General features: G+C 75.1%; 15 protein-coding genes. 7 read left to right on the top strand and 8 right to left on the bottom strand.

The annotated features are described in order from the left end of the window. The 3 genes from AB0M46_RS32260 to AB0M46_RS32250 all read left to right on the top strand — a co-directional run. Positions 1-1,287, top strand: a 1,287-nt coding sequence (locus AB0M46_RS32260) for a helix-turn-helix transcriptional regulator (RefSeq protein ID WP_363342194.1), incomplete at its 5' end; no start/stop codon positions are given. 59 nt (positions 1,288-1,346) lie between these two features. Continuing rightward, entirely contained in the window at positions 1,347-1,784 is a 438-nt protein-coding gene (locus AB0M46_RS32255; protein ID WP_363342200.1) for a VOC family protein, read from the top strand. Then, positions 1,781-1,975 (top strand): hypothetical protein, encoded by a 195-nt coding sequence (locus tag AB0M46_RS32250; protein WP_363342192.1) that lies wholly within the window; start codon positions 1,781-1,783, stop codon positions 1,973-1,975. The genes AB0M46_RS32255 and AB0M46_RS32250 overlap by 4 nt, the downstream gene beginning before the upstream one ends. Here AB0M46_RS32250 and AB0M46_RS32245 read toward each other — a convergent pair. The 5 genes from AB0M46_RS32245 to AB0M46_RS32225 all read right to left on the bottom strand — a co-directional run bounded on the left by AB0M46_RS32245 (position 1,959) and on the right by AB0M46_RS32225 (position 5,626). Continuing rightward, a complete protein-coding gene (locus AB0M46_RS32245) occupies positions 1,959-2,834 on the bottom strand; it encodes a TIGR03620 family F420-dependent LLM class oxidoreductase (RefSeq protein ID WP_363342190.1) in 876 nt (291 codons plus the stop codon). The genes AB0M46_RS32250 and AB0M46_RS32245 overlap by 17 nt on opposite strands. Before the next feature lie 139 nt (positions 2,835-2,973). Further along, a complete protein-coding gene (locus AB0M46_RS32240; protein WP_363342189.1) occupies positions 2,974-3,450 on the bottom strand; it encodes an Appr-1-p processing protein in 477 nt (158 codons plus the stop codon). A 165-nt stretch (positions 3,451-3,615) separates the two neighbouring features. Then, positions 3,616-4,185, bottom strand: coding sequence for a hypothetical protein (locus AB0M46_RS32235; protein WP_363342187.1), 570 nt, complete (start codon positions 4,183-4,185; stop codon positions 3,616-3,618). Next, entirely contained in the window at positions 4,182-4,757 is a 576-nt protein-coding gene (locus AB0M46_RS32230; protein ID WP_363342185.1) for an FhaA domain-containing protein, read from the bottom strand. Before AB0M46_RS32230 ends, AB0M46_RS32235 begins: the two co-directional genes overlap by 4 nt. Next, the gene (locus tag AB0M46_RS32225) at positions 4,754-5,626 is read right to left on the bottom strand and encodes a LysR family transcriptional regulator (protein ID WP_363342183.1); all 873 of its coding nucleotides are present in this window, start codon (positions 5,624-5,626) and stop codon (positions 4,754-4,756) included. The genes AB0M46_RS32230 and AB0M46_RS32225 overlap by 4 nt, the downstream gene beginning before the upstream one ends. A gap of 68 nt (positions 5,627-5,694) precedes the next feature. Between AB0M46_RS32225 and AB0M46_RS32220 the strand changes: the two genes are divergently transcribed. Then, positions 5,695-6,612: an EamA family transporter gene (locus tag AB0M46_RS32220; protein ID WP_363342181.1), complete on the top strand. Its 918-nt coding sequence runs from the start codon at positions 5,695-5,697 to the stop codon at positions 6,610-6,612. A gap of 20 nt (positions 6,613-6,632) precedes the next feature. Further along, entirely contained in the window at positions 6,633-9,878 is a 3,246-nt protein-coding gene (locus AB0M46_RS32215; protein WP_363342179.1) for an ATP-binding protein, read from the top strand. A gap of 20 nt (positions 9,879-9,898) precedes the next feature. Here the strand turns inward: AB0M46_RS32215 and AB0M46_RS32210 are convergent, their stop codons facing one another. Beyond that, positions 9,899-11,728 (bottom strand): ABC transporter ATP-binding protein, encoded by a 1,830-nt coding sequence (locus AB0M46_RS32210; RefSeq protein WP_363342177.1) that lies wholly within the window; start codon positions 11,726-11,728, stop codon positions 9,899-9,901. A gap of 280 nt (positions 11,729-12,008) precedes the next feature. Then, a complete protein-coding gene (locus tag AB0M46_RS32205) occupies positions 12,009-13,385 on the bottom strand; it encodes a HAMP domain-containing sensor histidine kinase (RefSeq protein WP_363342175.1) in 1,377 nt (458 codons plus the stop codon). A 54-nt stretch (positions 13,386-13,439) separates the two neighbouring features. On the opposite strand from AB0M46_RS32205, the gene AB0M46_RS32200 reads away from it, so the two are divergent. Then, positions 13,440-15,005, top strand: a complete 1,566-nt coding sequence (locus AB0M46_RS32200) for a methyl-accepting chemotaxis protein (protein ID WP_363342173.1) — start codon at positions 13,440-13,442, stop codon at positions 15,003-15,005. A 346-nt stretch (positions 15,006-15,351) separates the two neighbouring features. Further along, a complete protein-coding gene (locus AB0M46_RS32195) occupies positions 15,352-15,663 on the top strand; it encodes a hypothetical protein (protein WP_363342171.1) in 312 nt (103 codons plus the stop codon). A 978-nt stretch (positions 15,664-16,641) separates the two neighbouring features. Here AB0M46_RS32195 and AB0M46_RS32190 read toward each other — a convergent pair. Beyond that, positions 16,642-17,154: a BON domain-containing protein gene (locus tag AB0M46_RS32190; protein ID WP_363342169.1), complete on the bottom strand. Its 513-nt coding sequence runs from the start codon at positions 17,152-17,154 to the stop codon at positions 16,642-16,644. Positions 17,155-17,168: the final 14 nt, after the last annotated feature.

Here is a 17,168-nt window from a genome sequence, read left to right as displayed (position 1 = left end):
TGGAGGCATTCGGCGCCGCCATCACCGCGGACCCCGCCGCCCCGCCGGGCGACCCGGCCGACGCCCGCGAGGCCCACCTGGAGGCATTCGGCGCCACCATCGCCGCCGGCCGCCTCGGCAACGCCGACCCCGCCGGTCCGCCGGGCGACCCGACCGCGGTGCCGCTGCTCGACGCGCTCGTCCTGCGGTTCACCCGGGGGCCACCCCGCCGCCGCCGGTGCCCTGCGCCGCGCGGCCCGGGACGCCGAGGCCCGGTGGCTCGGGGTGGCGGCGGCCGGCGCGCTCGACGCATGGGACGACGAGGGACTCGCGGACATCGCCGGGCGGGCCGTGGCGCAGGCGCGGGCGGCCGGGGCGCTGCGGGTGCTGCCCGAGGCGCTCGGGCAGCGGGCGGTGGCGCACGTGCTCGCCGGGGAGCTCGCCGACGCGGCCGGGCTCCTCGCCGAGGCGGACACGATCGCGGCGGCCGGGCGGCGGCCGCACGCGGGGGCGGTGCTGCTGCTGGCCGCCTGCCGGGGGCGGCCCGTCGAGGCGGGCGAGGTCATCGACGCCGCCGTCAAGGAGGCCACCGCGCGCGGGGAGGGGCGGCTGCTCGCCGCGGGCGAGCACGCGCGGGCCGTGCTGCAGGCCGGGCTCGGCGGCTATCCGGCCGCCCTCGCCGCCGGGCTCGCCGCGGCCGGGCACGACGACCTCGGGCTGCTCAACCTGGCGTTGGAGGAGGTGGTGGAGGCTGCCTGCCGTACCGGTGCGGCACAGACGGCACACGAGCACCTCGCGCGGCTCGAGGAGCGGGCCCGCGCGGCCGGGGGCGACTGGGCGCTCGGGGTCGCGGCCCGGGGGCGGGCCCTGGTGGGCACGGCGCCCGAGGACGACTTCCGGGAGGCGATCGCGCGGCTGGACAACGGCCGGCTCGCGCTGCCGCTGGCCCGGACCCGCCTGCTGTACGGCGAATGGTTGCGCCGCGAGCAGCGCCGCGTCGACGCCCGGGCCGAGCTGCGGGCCGCGCACGAGGCGTTCGCGGCGGCCGGTGCGGAGGGGTTCGCCGAGCGGGCCCGCCGGGAGCTGGCGGCCACCGGCGAGACGGCCCGGCGGCGGGTGCCGCAGACCCGCGACGAGCTCACCCCGCAGGAGGCCCAGATCGCACGGCTCGCCGCGGCCGGGCACACCAACCCGGAGATCGGGGCCGAGCTGTTCCTGTCCGCCCGCACCGTCGAATGGCACCTGCGGAAGGTCTTCGGCAAGCTCGGGGTGACGTCGCGGCGGGAGTTGCGGTCCCGGGCGGGGTGAACCAGGGACTTTCCCTGGGGCGAAGGCACCTGCGGACGCGCGATCGTTGCGGCGTGGACATGAAACTCGAGGTACTGGTACTGCCCGTCGCCGACGTCGAGCGGGCGAAGCACTTCTACGGAGGGCTCGGCTGGCGCCTGGACGCCGACTTCGTCGCCCCGGACGGCCTGCGGGTCATCCAGCTCACCCCGCCCGGCTCGGAGGCGTCGGTGATCTTCGGCGAGCGGCTCACCACCGCCGCGCCCGGCTCGGTGCAGGGCCTGCACCTGGTGGTGGACAACATCGAGAAGGCCCGCGAGGAGCTCCTCGCCCGCGGCGTCGAGGTGAGCGAGATCTTCCATGACGCCTACGGGGTCTTCCACCACGCCGGCACCGAGTTCCGGGTCCCGGGCCCGCACCCGGACCGGCAGGACTACGGCTCGTTCGCCTCGTTCAGCGACCCGGACGGCAACGGCTGGGTCGTGCAGGAGGTCAAGGTCCGGGCCCCGGGCCGATGACCGAGCTGCGTTTCGGCTCCGCCGAGGAGCTGGCCGCCGCCCTGCGCCGGGCGGCGGCCGCGCACGGCGAGCACGAGAAGACCCTGGGCCACTACGACGAGGGCTGGCCGGACTGGTACGCGCAGTACATGATGGGCGACCCGGACTCGCCGCGCCCCGATCCCACGGCCGGGCTCACCCCTCCTTCGTGAGCAGCGGGGACAGCGCCTCGAGCTGGCGCAGCGCGCCGGGCGCCCCGCCGCCGAGCGGCTGCACGAGCACGTGGTCGGCGCCGGCGTCGCGGTGCGCCCGGACCCGCTGCGCGATCGCCTCCGGCGTGCCCCACGCCACGATGGCGTCGACGAGCCGGTCGCTGCCCGCGCCGGTCAGGTCCTCGGCGGTGAAGCCCAGCTCCTTGAGGTTGTTGACGTAGTTGGGCAGCTGCAGGTAGCCCACGGTGTGCTCGCGGGCGACGGCCCGGGCCGCCGCCGGGTCCGCCTCGACCACGACCGCCTGCTCGGGGATGAGCAGCCGGTCGGGGCCGAGCGCGGCCCGGGCGGCGGCGGTGTGCTCGGGCGGCACGAAGTACGGGAGCGCGCCGCCGGCCCGCTCCCGGGCCAGCTCCAGCATCCGCGGGCGCAGCGCGGCGAGGACCACCGGCACGCCGGGCGGCGGGTCGCCGAGGCCGTCGAGGTACTCGCGCATCCGCTGCAGCGGCTTGTCGTAGTGCTCCACCATCGGCGCGTGGCTGACCCCGAGGCCGAGCAGGAACCGGCCGGGCCACGCGTCGCCGAGCAGCGCCGCGGCCGCCCGGGCCGTCCCCGGGTGGCGGGCCCAGATGTTGGCGATGCCGGTCCCGGCCGCGATCCGCGAGGTCGCGGCCAGCCAGACCGCCTCCTGGGCGAAGATGTCGTTGCCGCCCACCACCTCGCCGGTCCAGACGGAGCCGTACCCGAGCTCCTCGATCCGCGCCACCGCCACGCGCTGGGCCGCCACCGGCTCCCGCTGCAGCACGTTGACCCACACCCCGGTCCCGCCCAGCGCCCGCCGGGCCCGCTCCACCGTCTCCATCTCGGCCACGTTCCCCGAGCCCGCCGCTTCATGCGACCCGGCTCCCGTGCCGTGGCCCACCCGGACAACGACGCCGACCAGCACCGCTGGACCGGCTGCCACACGGCCGCCGGTGCCGGCGTCGAGCGGCTCGTTCGTGTCAGGAGTAGTCGTAGACGGTCGTGGCGACGTCACGCTCGCACAGGGCGGCCGTGACGAGCGGCTCGATGCGCTCCCAGCGGCCGCCCGCCAGGCCGCAGCCGATGCGCGGCATGTGCACGGAGGCGGACAGCTCGGCCGCGTGGCCGGCGAGGGCGGCAAGGGCCGTGGCGACGGCGTCGTACCGGATCGGCGGCCCGTTGCTGCCGGTCCGCATCCCGTGCTGGGCCACCATGTTCGCCACCCAGGTGTCCGGGCGGACCTGCACCAGCTGGACGGCCCCGAGCCCGAAGTCGTTGCCGGCCCGCTCCCGGTGCCAGCGCCGGTACGCCCGCTCCGGCTCCGGCCAGCGCCGCGAGATCGCGAGGACGAAGCCCTTGCCCCAACCGCCCAGGTCGTTGCACACATGCGCGATGATCTTCCGGCCGGCGGCCTGGGGGCTGGTCGCGTCGCCCCGGACAATGCTCAGCGGTACCACGGGACCAAGCCTATGGTGGGTCGCTGCCCGCCCTCCACCGCCGCCCGTACGCGTCCGGCGGCGCCGCCCTCGACGCCGGCGCCGACAGCCCGACCGGCACCCCCGGCGTCTACGCCCGGGCCGGCCTCACCGTCTCCCGGCACGTCGTCGCATGCGGGCGCGAGCTCACGCCGTCAGCTGGTCGCGCAGCAGGGCGGTGAGGGCGTCGCGGTCGACCGCGCCCTTCTCGGCGACGGCGGTGAGCGCCTTGACGCCGGGGTCGGCGGGGTGGTCGAGGGCGATGACCGCGACCGGCTCGGTGAAGTTCTTGCAGGAGTTGGTGCACTCGAAGTACGGCTGCGTGAAGATCGTCGCCGTCCCGAGCGCGGTCTGCACGGTGCTCGCCCCGTCGCGGCGCTGCGCCGGGATGTCGTCGGCGGTGCGGAAGACGCCGTGGCGGCCGTTGCCGGGGCGGGCGTTGTCGCCGATGGCCTCGCAGGTGGTGGCGAAGGCGACGAGCCGCACGAGGCGCCCCTGGCCGAGCGTGACGGTCACGGCCACGGCCGGGCAGCCGTCCGCGCCGGGCGTTTGGGTGGTGAGCCGCTGGCCGGCGCCGAGGCGCACGTGGAAGGCGACCGGGCCGTCGACGGACGCCACGGTCGGCGAGCTCATCGGCGTCTCGGGTGCCGCGGGTGTACCGTGGCAGCCCGCCACCAGCGCCAGCAGCGCCGCGACCGGCAGCAGGCGGCGGCTCATGGCTCGACCGTGAGGGTCACGGCGCCGATCCCGATCGTGTCGCCGGGCGTGACCTGCACCGCGCCGCTCACCGGCCGGTCGTTGACGGTCGTCCCGTTCGTCGAGCCGAGGTCCGCGACGGTGAGGGCCCGGCCGTCGTACTGCAGCCGCGCGTGCATCCGCGACACCCCCTCGTCGCGCAGCCGCAGGTCCGCCTGCCGCCCGCGGCCGATGACCGTCGTGCCCGACTGCATGGTGTAGCGGCGCCCGTCGCCCAGCAGCAGCCCGATGCCCCGCCCGGCCTCGTCGCCCCGGCGCGTGCGGGCCCGCCGCACGTCGGCCCGGACCCGTACCTCCCCCGACGGCACCTCCTCGTCGGGCTGCACGTCGACGACGACTGCGTCGCGCACCGCCCAGCCCTGCTCCTGCAGCCAGTCGGCCTGTGCGGCCGCGAGCGCCGGGGCGTGCCCGGCCACGTGCGGGTGCTCGTCCGGCGCGACGAGGACGAGGTAGCTGTTCGGCGCCAGAGTCTGCTCGCCGACCTCGGCCTCGCGCTGCATCGCGTGCAGGATCGCCAGGCGGTCCACACTCATGCGCCGGAGTCTAGTGAGTGCCCGTAGGCGGTCCTGATCAGGGCGATGAGGTCGTCCAGACCGGCGGGCGGGTCGTCGCGCCACCACGCCAGCCACACGTGGATCGGCGGGGCGTCGCGGACCCGGCGGTACGCCACACCGGGCCGCGGGTTCTGGTTGGCGGTCGCCTCCGAGGTGAGCCCGACCGCCTGCCCGGCGGCGATGAGGGTGAGCCACTCGTCCACGCCGCCGGTGCGGCGCACGGTCGCCGGCCCGCCCCCGGGCGGCCACAGGTCCAGGGTCGTCGTCCCCGTCCGGGCGTCGATGGCCATCGTGTACCGCGTGAGGTCCTCCAGCCGCACCGAGCGGCGCCGGGCCAGGGCGTTGTCGGTGGCCACCGCCGCGCACCGGGTCTCCACCCCGAGCAGCGCCGTGCCGAAGCGCGGGTCCTCGACCGCCCGGCGGATCACGGCCACGTCCGCGCGGCCGTCGCCCAGCCCGGCGTTGGGGGTGTTGGACTGGACGAAGACCAGCGGTACCGCGGGATGCGCCGCAGCCCAGGCCCGCTGCACCCGCCGGGTGTGCTTGCCCATCGCCGCCCAGGCGTAGCCGACGCGCAGCTCGGTGTGCGCCCGCTCGACCGCCCGCCGCAGGTGCGCCACCTCGTCCAGCACCGCCCGGGCCCGGGCCAGGGCCTGCGTGCCGGCCGCGGTGAGGCGCACCTGGCGGGTGGTGCGGGCGAGCAGCCGCACGCCGAGCGCCGCCTCGAGCCCGGCCACCGACCGCGACACCGCCGCCTGCGAGAGCCCCAGCGCCGCCGCCGCGTCGGTGAACGTCCCGGCGTCGACGACGGCCACGAACGCGCGCAGCTGCCGCAGCTCCAGATCCATGCGTCCAGCGTATGGATCTTCCGTCCGCCGCATTTCTCCGGGGCCTCCCACCAGCCCAGACTGGCGTCGTGAAACTCAGGCTCGCCCTCGCCACGATGCTCGCCTCCGCCGCCGGCAACCAGGCCGGCGCCGCCCTCGGCGCCTTGGCGTTCCCCGCGATCGGCCCGGCCGGCGTGGTCGCCGTGCGGCAGTTCGTCGCCGCCGCCGTGCTGCTGCCGGTGGCCCGCCCCAACCTGCGCCGCTTCACGTGGTCGCAGTGGTGGCCCACCCTGCTGCTCGGCCTGGTCTTCGCCACCATGAACCTGAGCGTGTACGCGGCCGTCGACCGGGTGGGCCTCGGCCTGGCGGTGACCCTGGAGTTCCTGGGCCCCCTCGCCGTGGCCCTGGCCGGCTCCCGCACCGGCGCCGACCTGGCCTGCGCCCTGCTCGCCGGCGCCGGCGTCTACGTGCTGGTGCTGCCCGGCCCGGGCAGCGACTACGCGGGCGTGGCCCTGGGCCTGCTCGCCGCCGCCTGCTGGGCCGCCTACATCCTGCTCAACCGCCTGGTCGGCGCCCGGCTGCCCGGCCTGCAGGCCCCGGCCGCGGCCACCACCGTCTCGGCCGCCCTCTACGTCCCGGTCGCCCTCGTCATGGCGCTGCACCACCGCTTCACCCTGGTCGGGATCGGCTGGGCGATCGGCGCGGGCATGCTGTGCTCCGTGGTGCCGTACGCGGCCGATCTGGTGGCGCTGCGCCGCATCCCGCCGCGTTTCTTCGGGCTGTTGCAGAGCGTGCACCCGGTCTTCGCGGCGCTGGCCGGCGCGGTCGTGCTCGGCCAGGTCCCCACGGCCCACGTCTGGATCGGCATCGCCGTCGTCGTGTCCGCCAACGCCGTCGCCGTGACCCTGGCCGCGTCCCGCCGCCGGCTTCTGAGCGCTGGACGGCGCGAGGAGCCGCACGACGCGTCCGGCCTGGGCGGTGCCCAGCCCGACCTCAACCCGGCGTAGCCGCTCGATACACTCGATCGATGCCGGTCGAGGGTCCGCCGACGTTGCGCGGTGCGCTCCTCACCCTCGGCAAGGTCAACTCCGGCTGGCTGACCCGGATGAACTCCCTGCTCGACGGGTTGATCGCCGGCCCGGCCGGCGGCAGCTACACGGGCCTGCTGAATCTCATCGACGTCAGGACCGACGGGCTCGGCCTCACCCGGCAGGCCGTCAGCGCGCTGTGCGGGCAGACGGCCGGCACCTCCGGGATGCCGCGGCACGAGCTGGCCCGCGCCGCGCACACCCTCCTCGTGCTCAACGCGTTCCTCGGCGTCCTGCAGCGCACGGCCGGACCGTGGGTGGACAAGCTGCGCCCGGCCCTGCACAAGACGCTCGACGATGCCCGGCGCCGGGGCGCCCGGCCGGCCTTCGAGGAGCCGGTGGGCCCGCTGCTCGACCTGGACATCCCCATGCCGTGGGCCGGCCGCGGATTCGCGGCCAACCTCGCCGAGGGGGTCGTGCCGCGCTGCATCACCATGGCCCAGCTCTCGGGTGCGCTGCTCAACGGGGTGGCCGAGGGAGAACGCCAGCTGCGCGGGTTCACCTTCGCCACCGACACAATCCTGGTCGCGACGGTGCACGCCTACACCGAGGACTACGGCCGGCTGGCCGCGCAGGTCCCCGAGTTCGGGTACTGGGAGCTGCTCGGCGAGGCGGCGGCCGGCAGCCTGCACCGGATGGTGATGCCGATGCCGCAGGCCGACGCCAGCGCCAGGGCGCTGGCCCGGGTCGAGGCGCTGCTGTCCCGGGCGACCGGGGCGCCCGGGCTGGACGCGGCCGCCGGCTCCCCGCCGCAGCGCCTGATCCGGGACCTGCACGCCAAGGTCCTGCGCCGGCCCGTGCTCCCGACCGAGGACGCCTGGTGGGCCGGCAGCCTGCGGCTCCCGGACGTGCGGGACATCTACGTGACCCCGGCGTACCGCTGCTGCGTCGCGGACGCCCAGGCCCGCATCGCCGACGAGACCTGGTGGGCGCAGCAGCCACTGCACGAGGACCTCGACCTGTTCCTCAGCGGGCACCTGGCCTCCGCGGAGAGCCTGAGCCGGCCCCTGCTCATCCTCGGCCATCCCGGGTCGGGCAAGTCGCTGCTGACCTCGGTCCTGGCCGCGCGGCTACCGGCCGCCTTCACCCCGGTCTGGGTGCCGCTGCGCTACGTCGACGCGTTCGGCTCCGTCGGCGACCAGGTGCAGCAGCGGCTGGACCAGCTGACCAACCGGCGGATGCGGTGGACCGACCTCGCCGACGACGACGCCGCCTCCACCCGGGTGGTGCTGCTCGACGGCCTCGACGAGCTGATGCTCGCCAGCGGCGCCTCGCAGTCGCGGTACCTGTCCTGGGTCGCGAGCTTCCAGCAGATCGAGGCGGAGTACGGCCGGCCGGTCGCGGCCGTGGTGACCTCGCGCACCGTGGTCGCCGACCGGCTGGCTCTGCCCCCGGGGACGCTCGTGGTCAAGCTCGAGGACTTCGACGACCGGCGGGTCGGCACCTGGCTGGACGCGTGGAACCGGACCAACGCCGGCGCCGACCGGTTCGCGCCGCTGCACCTGGCCGACGTGGCGCGGGCCGGCGACCTCGCCCGCCAGCCGCTGCTGCTGCTCATGCTCGCCCTGTACTCGGCCGACCAGGGCAACGCCGCGCTCGGCACCCAGGCGCGCTCGGCCGCCCAGCTCTACGACCAGCTCGTCGGCGCGTTCGTGCACCGCGAGGTCGACAAGGAGCTCACCTCGCCCCACCACCGGGACCTCGGCAACCTGATGGAGCTGCGCCGGGGCCACCTCGCCATCGCCGCCTTCGGCATGTTCAACCGCGGCCGCCAGCACATCTCCGAGCGGGAGCTCAACCACGACGTCGCGGTGCTGGAGCCCCAGCCGCAGCGCCGGGGTGCCGCCGGGGGCGGGGGCGAGCTGGACGAGCCGATCGACGCGGCCGCCGACATCATCGGCCGGTTCTTCTTCGTCCACGCCCCGTCGTCGGAATGGGCCGAGCGCGGCGGCCGGACGCAGCCGCCGCGGATGTACGAGTTCCTCCATGCGACGTTCGGCGAGTTCCTCATCGCGCAGCGGACCGTCGCCATGCTCTGCGAGCTCGCGGCCGTCCGGCACCGGGCCCGCGGGCGCCGGCCGATGTTCCCGGTCGACAACAGCGAGCTGCGCGCGCTGCTCGGGCACCAGCCCCTGCTGAAGGGGCCCCGGATGCTGTCGTTCATCCAGGAGATGTGGGCCGACCGGGCTGAGCTCGACCGGCAGGCGCTGGCCGAGGCGGTCCACGAGCTGCTGGGCGACGACGTCGACCGGCTGCTGTCGGAGCACCAGCGGCTCGCCGCCTACAACCCGTCCGGGACCGACGAGCTGACGCGCGTGGCGACGTACTTCGTGAACCTCGTGACGCTGCGCGTGCTGATCGGCGGGGAGGCCGGCGGCGTGGACATCGCCGACCTCGTGCCGCCCGGGCATCCGGACCCGCAGCGCTGGTGGAGCTCCATGGTGCGCACCTGGCGGGCCATGCTGTCGCCGGCCGACTGGGGCGCGGTGCTCGACGCGTTCGACTGCGCCTGGGCCCTCGAACCGGGGGCGGCCGCGCCCGGGGGCCGTATCGTCGCGGCCCGGGCGATCGGCGGGCACGACTGGCGCGCCGGCGCCCGCCGCGCCTACGGCGAGGCCCGGCTGACCGGCGACATCGCCACCGAGGCCTGGGTGCGCGCCGGCCACGCGGCCTGGAACGGCGCGGCCCCGCTCGCCGAGGCCCACGCCGCGATCCACGAGCACCTCGTCCACGCGTACGTCAACGACCAGCCGCTGTCCGCCGACCGGTACGCCGCGATCGGTGATCTGCTGCAGGACACCCCGCACGTCCTGCCACCCCCGGCCGCCGCGCTGCTGGTGCGGTGCCTGCGGCGCGACATCGCGGCGCTGAGCACCGACCTCGTCGGGCGGCTGCTGCCCTTCGCGCTGCACCCGGACGCCGTCGCGACGGTCACCGACGACCTGGTCATCGTGTCGATCGCCCAGCCGGACCTGCTCGGCGAGGGGCTGTACGACGCCATCCTCAAGGGCGACCCGGGCGGCATGGCCCGGGCCGTCGAGCTGCTCGCCGGCCACGAATGGATCCCCGGCTCGCCGCAGGAGGCCGCCCTGCGCAGGCTGCGCGTCGAGATCATGCGCCGGCGGCACCTGCCGATGTCCGTCCGCCAGCCGGGCCAGGCCGGACGCGACGAGCACAGGACGTAGTCCCCCGCGGCGGGGGCCGGTCAGTGTTCGCCCAGGAAGCCGCCGGACTGGTGGGACCACAGGGTGGCGTACAGGCCTTCCCGGGACAGCAGCTCGTCGTGGGTGCCCTCGGCGACGATGCGGCCGGCGTCCAGGACCACGATGCGGTCCATGCGGGCGAGGGTGGACAGGCGGTGCGCGACGGCCAGGACCGTGCGGCCGGACATCACGCGCTCCAGGGACTCCTGGATGACGGCCTCGGTCTGCGAGTCCAGGGCCGAGGTGGCCTCGTCCAGGATGAGGATCGGGGCGTCGCGGTGCAGGGCCCGGGCCAGGGCGATGCGCTGGCGCTGGCCGCCGGACAGGCGCACGCCGCGCTCGCCGACGCGGGCGTCGTAGCCGCGGCGTCCCTCGGGGTCGCGCAGGGTGGCGATGAAGTCCTCGGCGGCGGCCGCGCGGGCGGCGGCCGCGATGCCGGGCAGCTCCCCGGCGCCGATGTTCTCGCGGACCGAGCGGTGCAGCAGGGTGGTCTCCTGGGTGACCATGGCGATGCGGCGGCGCAGGCTCTCCTGGGTCACCGCCGAGATGTCCTGGCCGTCGATCTCGATCGTGCCCGACTCCGGCTCGTAGAACCGCAGCAGCAGGTTGACCAGGGTGGACTTGCCGGCGCCGGAGCGGCCGACCAGGCCGACCCGCTCGCCGGGGGCGATGCGCAGGGTCAGGCGGTCCAGGCCGCCGGCGCCGTTGCCGTAGTGGTGGCTGACGGCCGTGAACGCGATGGCGCCGCCGGTGACCGACAGGGTGGTGGCGTCGGCACGGTCGGCGGCCTCGATGGGCTGGGCCACGGTGGCGAGGGACTGGCGCAGGGCGCCGACCGCGCCGAACAGGGCCGAGACGGCGTCCAGCAGCCACTCGGCGAGGGACATGATCCGCAGGCTCAGGGCGAGGGCGGCGGCGACCAGGCCGAGCGGGGCGGCGCCGGTCTGCCAGAGCAGGACGCCGTAGCCGACGAGGCCGACGAGCAGAACGCCGCCGAGGGCGTACAGGGCGGCGTTCATGGTGACCTCGAGCCGCTGGACGCCGAGGTGGGCGCGGCGGGCGTCGGCGAAGACCGTGCGGGCGGTGCGCTCCTCGGCCTCACGGTCGGCGAGCAGGGCCAGGGTGTCGACGTTGGCGTAGGCGTCGACGAGCAGGCCGGTCAGGGCGGAGCTCGTGTCCTGCTGTGCGGCCGATGCGCGGCGGTAGCGCGGGATGACGTACCACATCAGGCCCAGGTAGCAGGCGAGCCATCCGGCGAGCGGCACCAGCAGCCGGGGGTCGGCGTCGGCCATGAGCCAGGCCGAGCCGGCGATGAACGCGACGAGGTAGGCCAGCGCGTGGACCGTGGTGTAGATGCAGGTCGTCGCGGCGGCCCCGCCGTCGCGGACCCAGGTGGCGATCCGGCCGGCGAAGTCGCGGCGGAACCAGCCGACGGGCTGGCGCGACACGTGACGGTGGGCGCGCCAGGTGCTCAGCGTCAGCGCGTTGGGCCTCAGGGCGATGTCGTCGAGCGACTCGCGGGCCAGGTGCACGAGGGGACGCACGAGCAGCACGAGGGCGGCGGCGCCGAGCAGTTCGCGGCCGTGCTCGGCCCAGAACGTCTCCGGGCGCGCAGCGGCGAGCAGGTCGAGTAGGCGTCCGGCGTAGGCGACCAGCCAGACGTCGACGGCGGCGCAGAGCACGCAGAGCGCGAGGCTGGCCGCGACCACGGCCCGGACCGGGCGCAGGGCATGCCACAGATATCGCGGTACGGCGGCCGGCGGGGCGGCCACCGCGCCCCCGGTTACCTCGTCCTGGAACGGGTCGACGGCGCGGGCGAGCAGGCGGAACAAGCGTTGCCTCCGGAAGGGATCGACGGCGGAACCGGCATGGTGCGCGAGTTGGTGCCGATCCGAGACATGTGTCGATCTCCCCCGTGACGGTGCAAACGCCTTCCTGGCCGACCCTAACCGCCGCTCCCGGCGACCGCCATGGATTTCCCTTCGATGCTCAGCCCATCCGGTCGCGAACCGCCAGAACGGCCGCCACCACCCGGTCCAGCTCGTGGCGCAGCTCGTCCAGGGCCGCGGCCTCCCCGCCGTCCAGGCCGCGGCGCCCACGCTGCCACCCCGGTCAGCCGGGCAGGTGGATGCGCATCAGCGCGCCGCCGGACGGGGCGGCCTCGGCGGTCAGGGTGCCCCCGTGGGCGGTGACGATGTCGTGGGCGATCGCCAGGCCGAGCCCGGTGCCGCCGCTGGAGCGGGACCGGTCGTCGTCGAGCCGGACGAAACGGTCGAAGATGCGCTCCCGCTCCGCCTCGGGGATGCCGGGGCCGTCGTCGGCGACGGCGATTTCCGCGGTACCGTCGAAGGCTCTCACGGTCATCTCGACGTTGCCCTTCGTGTGGGCGGCGGCGTTGTCCAGCAGGTTGCGCAGGACGCGCTGCAGGTGGTGGGCGTCGCCGCTGACCCGGACCGGGACGACCCCCACGGTGACGCGCAGGTCCGGACGCTGGGCGGCGAGGCGCTCGCGCTCGGCGTACACCAGGTCGTCGAGGTCGACGTCCTCGCGGCGCAGCTGCAGCCCCTTCTCGTCGACGCGGGCCAGCAGGAGCAGGTCGGCGATGAGCCGGGCCATCCGCTCGCTCTCCCGGTGCATCCGGGTCACGTGCGCGCCCGCGGACGGGGGCAGGTCGGCCGCGGCGAGCAGGTCGAGCCCGGCGTGGATGGTGGCCAGGGGGCTGCGCAGCTCGTGCGAGGCGTCGGCGACGAAGCGGTGCTGGGCCGCGGTGGCCGCCTCGATCCGGTCGAGCATCGTGTTCATGGTGGTGGCCAGGGCGGCGACCTCGTCCGCGGTCGGCGGCACCGGCAGCCGGGTGTGCAGGCTGCGGCCGGTGATCGTGTCGGCCTGGCGGCGCATCGCGTCGACCGGCCGCAGGGTGCGCCCGACGAACAGGAACGTGGCCAGGCCGACGATGACGGTCAGCAGCGGCAGCCCGATGGCCAGAGCGCCGACGGCCGCCTCCGTGCCGTCGTCGATCTCGTCGATGGACTGGGCGACCAGCACGGTACGGGGGCCGGCGGCGGTGTCGACGCCGAGGGCGGTGATGCGGAAGTACTCGTTGTGCGCCACTTCGAGCCGGCGTTGCTCGCGCCGGGTGTCCCCCGCGGGCGGGCGCAGCGCGGAGATGGGCCTCGCCCCGGCGACGGCGGCCGAGGCGACCACGACCCGCCCGGCCGGGTCGACGATCTGCACGACGGTGCGGTCGCGGGCCGACGGGGTCATCACCGCCCGCAGGCTGGCCCGGCTGGGGTCGTCGAGCGCCTCGGCGACCTGGGTGGCCCGGTCGCCGGTGCTCTGGTCGACGTTGTTCGTGAGGATCCACCGGGCCGCGATCACGAACGTCACCCCGGTGAGCACGGAGGCGACCGCGACGACCGCCGATGCGGCCAGCGCCGAGCGCATCCGCACGCCGAGCCGCTGCCGGATGCGCCGCACGAAGCCCTTCATCCTGTGACGGTAGCGTCCCGCTCAATAACGCCGGCGGCCCGCCGATATGTGGGCATGCGGTGGAGTATCGGGCGGCGGCTGGCCGCCCTCGGCACGCTGGGCGTGGTGGCCACGGTCGTCGTCGGCGGGATCGGCTTCGTACAGGCCGGGCTGGCCACGACCCAGTCGGCGACGGCGCTGTCGGTGGCGCAGACCCGGGCCACGGTGTTCGACGCCCAGCACACGGTCGCCGTCGTGTACGCCGACGCCAACATCCTCGCCGCGACCACCGGCCCCGAGGCTCGCGCCCGCATCCTGGACGAGCTCACCACCCACGCCGGGGCGCTGCGCGAGCATGCCGGCGCCCTGCGCGCCGCGCACGTCGACACGGCCACCGACCGCGAGCTGGCCGAGGGCTTCCTGCCCGTCATCGACCGGGTGCTGGCCAGCGCCGCGGCGATCGAGGCGGCCGGTGGCACGGTCGACGCGAACGCCCTGGCCGCCGTCGACGAGGAGTGGGCGGCCTTCGACGAGACCGGCGACCGGCTCAGCGAGGCGATCGACGCGGCCGCGTCCCGGGAGAGCACCGCCGCCGCCGACCGGTCGCGCCAGACCCGGCTGAGCATCCTGCTCGTGGCGCTGCTGGCCGTGCTGGCCGTCACCGCGGCCACCGTCATCGTGGCCCGGGCCATCGGCGGCTCGGTCACCCGCACCCGGCGCATGCTGCAACAGGTGGCCGGCGGCGACTTCTCCGGCCGGCTGCCGGTGCGCGGCCGCGACGACCTCGCCGACATGGGTACCGCGGTCAACACCACCATCGACCGGGTCGGCACCGCCCTGCAGCGCATGGCCGGCGAGGCGGAGCGGCTGGGCACCGCCTCCCAGCGCCTCGACGGGGTGAGCGCCAACCTGACCGCCCGGGCCGGCCGGGTCGCCGGCGACGCCTCCGCCGCCCAGGACCGCGCGGCGGAGGTCGGCGGCGACGTACGCTCCGTCGCCGAGGGCAGCGACCGGATGCGCGACTCGATCCGCGAGATCTCCCGCGGCGCGCAGGAGGCCACCGACATCGTGGCCGAGGCCGTCGCCCACGCCGAACGGGCCAACGCCACGATCGTCGAGCTCGGCGAGTCCTCGGCCCGCATCGGCGAGGTGGCCCGGGTGATCACCGCCATCGCCGAGCAGACGAACCTCCTCGCGCTCAACGCCACGATCGAGGCGGCCCGCGCCGGCGAGCAGGGCAAGGGCTTCGCCGTCGTCGCCGGGGAGGTCAAGGAGCTCGCCAACCAGACCGCCCGCGCTACCGAGGACATCGGCCAGCGGCTGACCGCCATCCAGCGCGACAGCGCCGGGGCGGCCGACGCGCTCGCCCTGGTCGCCGGCTCTATCGGCCGGATCGCCGAGTCACAGCGGGCGATCGCCGCCGCGGTGGCCGAGCAGGGCGGCGTACGCGACCGGATCAGCGGCGACGCGGCCCGGGCCAGCGACGGCACCGACGACGTGACCGCGCGGATCGCCACGGTCCGCCGCTCCTCCGACGAGACGACCGCCGCGGCCGAGGAAACCCGCGCCGCGGCCGGCGACCTGGCAGCGATGTCGGCGGGGCTGCGCGAGGTGGTCGGCACCTTCCGCCTCGCACCGTAGGCCCCTTTTCACGCGACTTTTCGCCTGTTGGATGAAAAATCCGAAGCAACCCGATCACGTCGAACCCACACCTGCGCGGGCTCCGTAGTCTCGCCTGTGTCCGGTGCCGGCGCGCGACTCTCGGGTCGCGGCCTCGGTCAGCTCGACGGTCCGCTGCAGCAGCGGCCTCGCCACGGCCTCGAACTCGGCCCCCGTGACCAGCACATCGGGCGCAACACGCCGACGTGAAACCCTGCCATCGTCTGACCGGTGGGAGCGACCCACGCCTTGAAGGCGGTCGTACTTGAGCGCACACGGCGGCACATGCGGACGACGGGTGACCGCCGGCCGGATAACGTCGCTGACGATGATTCCTGACGAACGGCCACTGGTGAGTGAACAGTGGCCCGACCTCGCGGCTGAGCTGGCGACTGCGCTTCGAGAGGAAGGCGAGAACGACTTGGCGCACCAGGTCGGTACTCTTCACGTGGTGGAGCAGTGCGGCTGCGACGACGATTTCTGCCAGAGTTTCTCCACTGCTCCAAAACCAACCGGAGCTTACGGTCGCGGCCATCGAAACGTCGGCTTGAGTCCTTCCAAGCCGGGCTACCTGATCCTCGACGTGGTCGACGACGCGATCATGCACGTCGAGGTCCTCTATCGCCCGCACCTGACCTGACGGTGACCGCACCTACGGCATGAGCGTGCACCATTTGACATTGTCGTTACCGTCCGGGGCGGTAACTCCGGGCGGGCTCGGGGATAATCAATACATGGGGCAGCTGTCATTCTTCAGTCGCACGGAATTGGCTGCCATGCGTGACCGCACCAGGTCCCGGCGCTACTGTCCGGCAACGGAGCAGTTCCGCCGGGAACATGAGCGGCATCGAACGTGGGGCCTTGCTCAACGGCACGCCCAGAAGCTACGCCGCATCCATGGTGGCGTCCCGCCGGTGACCACGGCCGACGATCAGCGGCCCGACCCGGTCCCGCCGACACTACCGCCCGAACAGGCCGAACACCCCGCCGAGCACCCCACCGACCGGGTCGTCGCCGACCACACCGATCCCGCGCCGCCGGACCGGAAGGACAGCGCCGCAGCGTCCGGGCACGCCCGCGCGGGCCGTCGCACACCAACACCACCGCCGCCGTCACGCCGGCCCGCCAGTGCGGCAACGCGTCGAACAACCGGCCGCCATCCGCGCTCAACGGCAGCGTATCGCAGCCGGTTCTTGCATCTGCGACGTCCGGCCGGCTGTCAATTCTGCCGAAGCCTGCGAAAGGTCGAGCACCATCCCAACGCGCCACCGGCGGAGCATTGCAGTGCATACGCGCTCATCGGCAGATGAATGCGCCGGTCAGGCCGCAACTCACGATTATTGTCGTGTCTCGATAGAACGGACCGAATCGCGGGAGTGTTCCTGGTGGGCGCGGCAGCCGGACCCCGCTCGTGGCGACGATGCCGCACCAGGCTACGGGCACCGCTCCGACCCTCCTGGAACAGCCGGAATTGGTGGTGGCACAGGGGGCGCTGCTCGCTGTCCCACCTCTCGTCGCTGTAACGCCGGCCGTCGCTGTGGCGCCATCCGCTCCTGCGGCGGTGCCTTCAGCCGTCACAGCGTTTTGTCGAGGAGGAAGGAAATGTCCGCCCTACCGGTCAGCGGGCGTCGGTCACGCCTTTGACGCCGGAGAGGCGCGACAGCAGGGTGGCGTCGTGGAGGCGGCGCGGCACCGGGGCGTGGTCGCCGGCCAGCGTGATCCAGCCGTCGGTCACGGTCACCTCGACCCGGCGGCCCGGTTCGGCCTCGGCGAGGGCCCGCACGGCCGCGGCGGCGATCCCGGCGTCGCTGCGGGGCAGCACCCCGGGCAGGCGTACCCCGACGTCGTCGACCACGGCCCGCACGCCCGGCGTGGCGCCGAGTGCCCGGTGCGCGGCGGCGACCGCGGCGAGCCGTTTGCGGTCGTGGTCGACCCAGCCGGCCAGCGTCACCACGCCGCGGCGGACCGCTACCGCGATGTCGTTCGGCCATGTCTCGGGGTCGCGCCGCAGCGCATCGAGGACCGCCCGCTGTGCCGCCGCGTCGGCCCCGTCCTCGCCGGGGCCGGCCTGCTCGGCGTCGGCGCACTGGGCGTCGGCACCGTTCTCGGCCCGCCGTGCGTCCGGGTCCATGGCGGCCACGGTCC

The organism is Dactylosporangium sp. NPDC051485 (assembly GCF_040682015.1).
In the GTDB taxonomy this organism is placed as follows: Bacteria; Actinomycetota; Actinomycetes; order Mycobacteriales; family Micromonosporaceae; genus Dactylosporangium.
The sequence above is the reverse complement of the archived record's forward strand: the minus strand, read 5'-3'. Positions and strand labels throughout refer to the sequence as shown.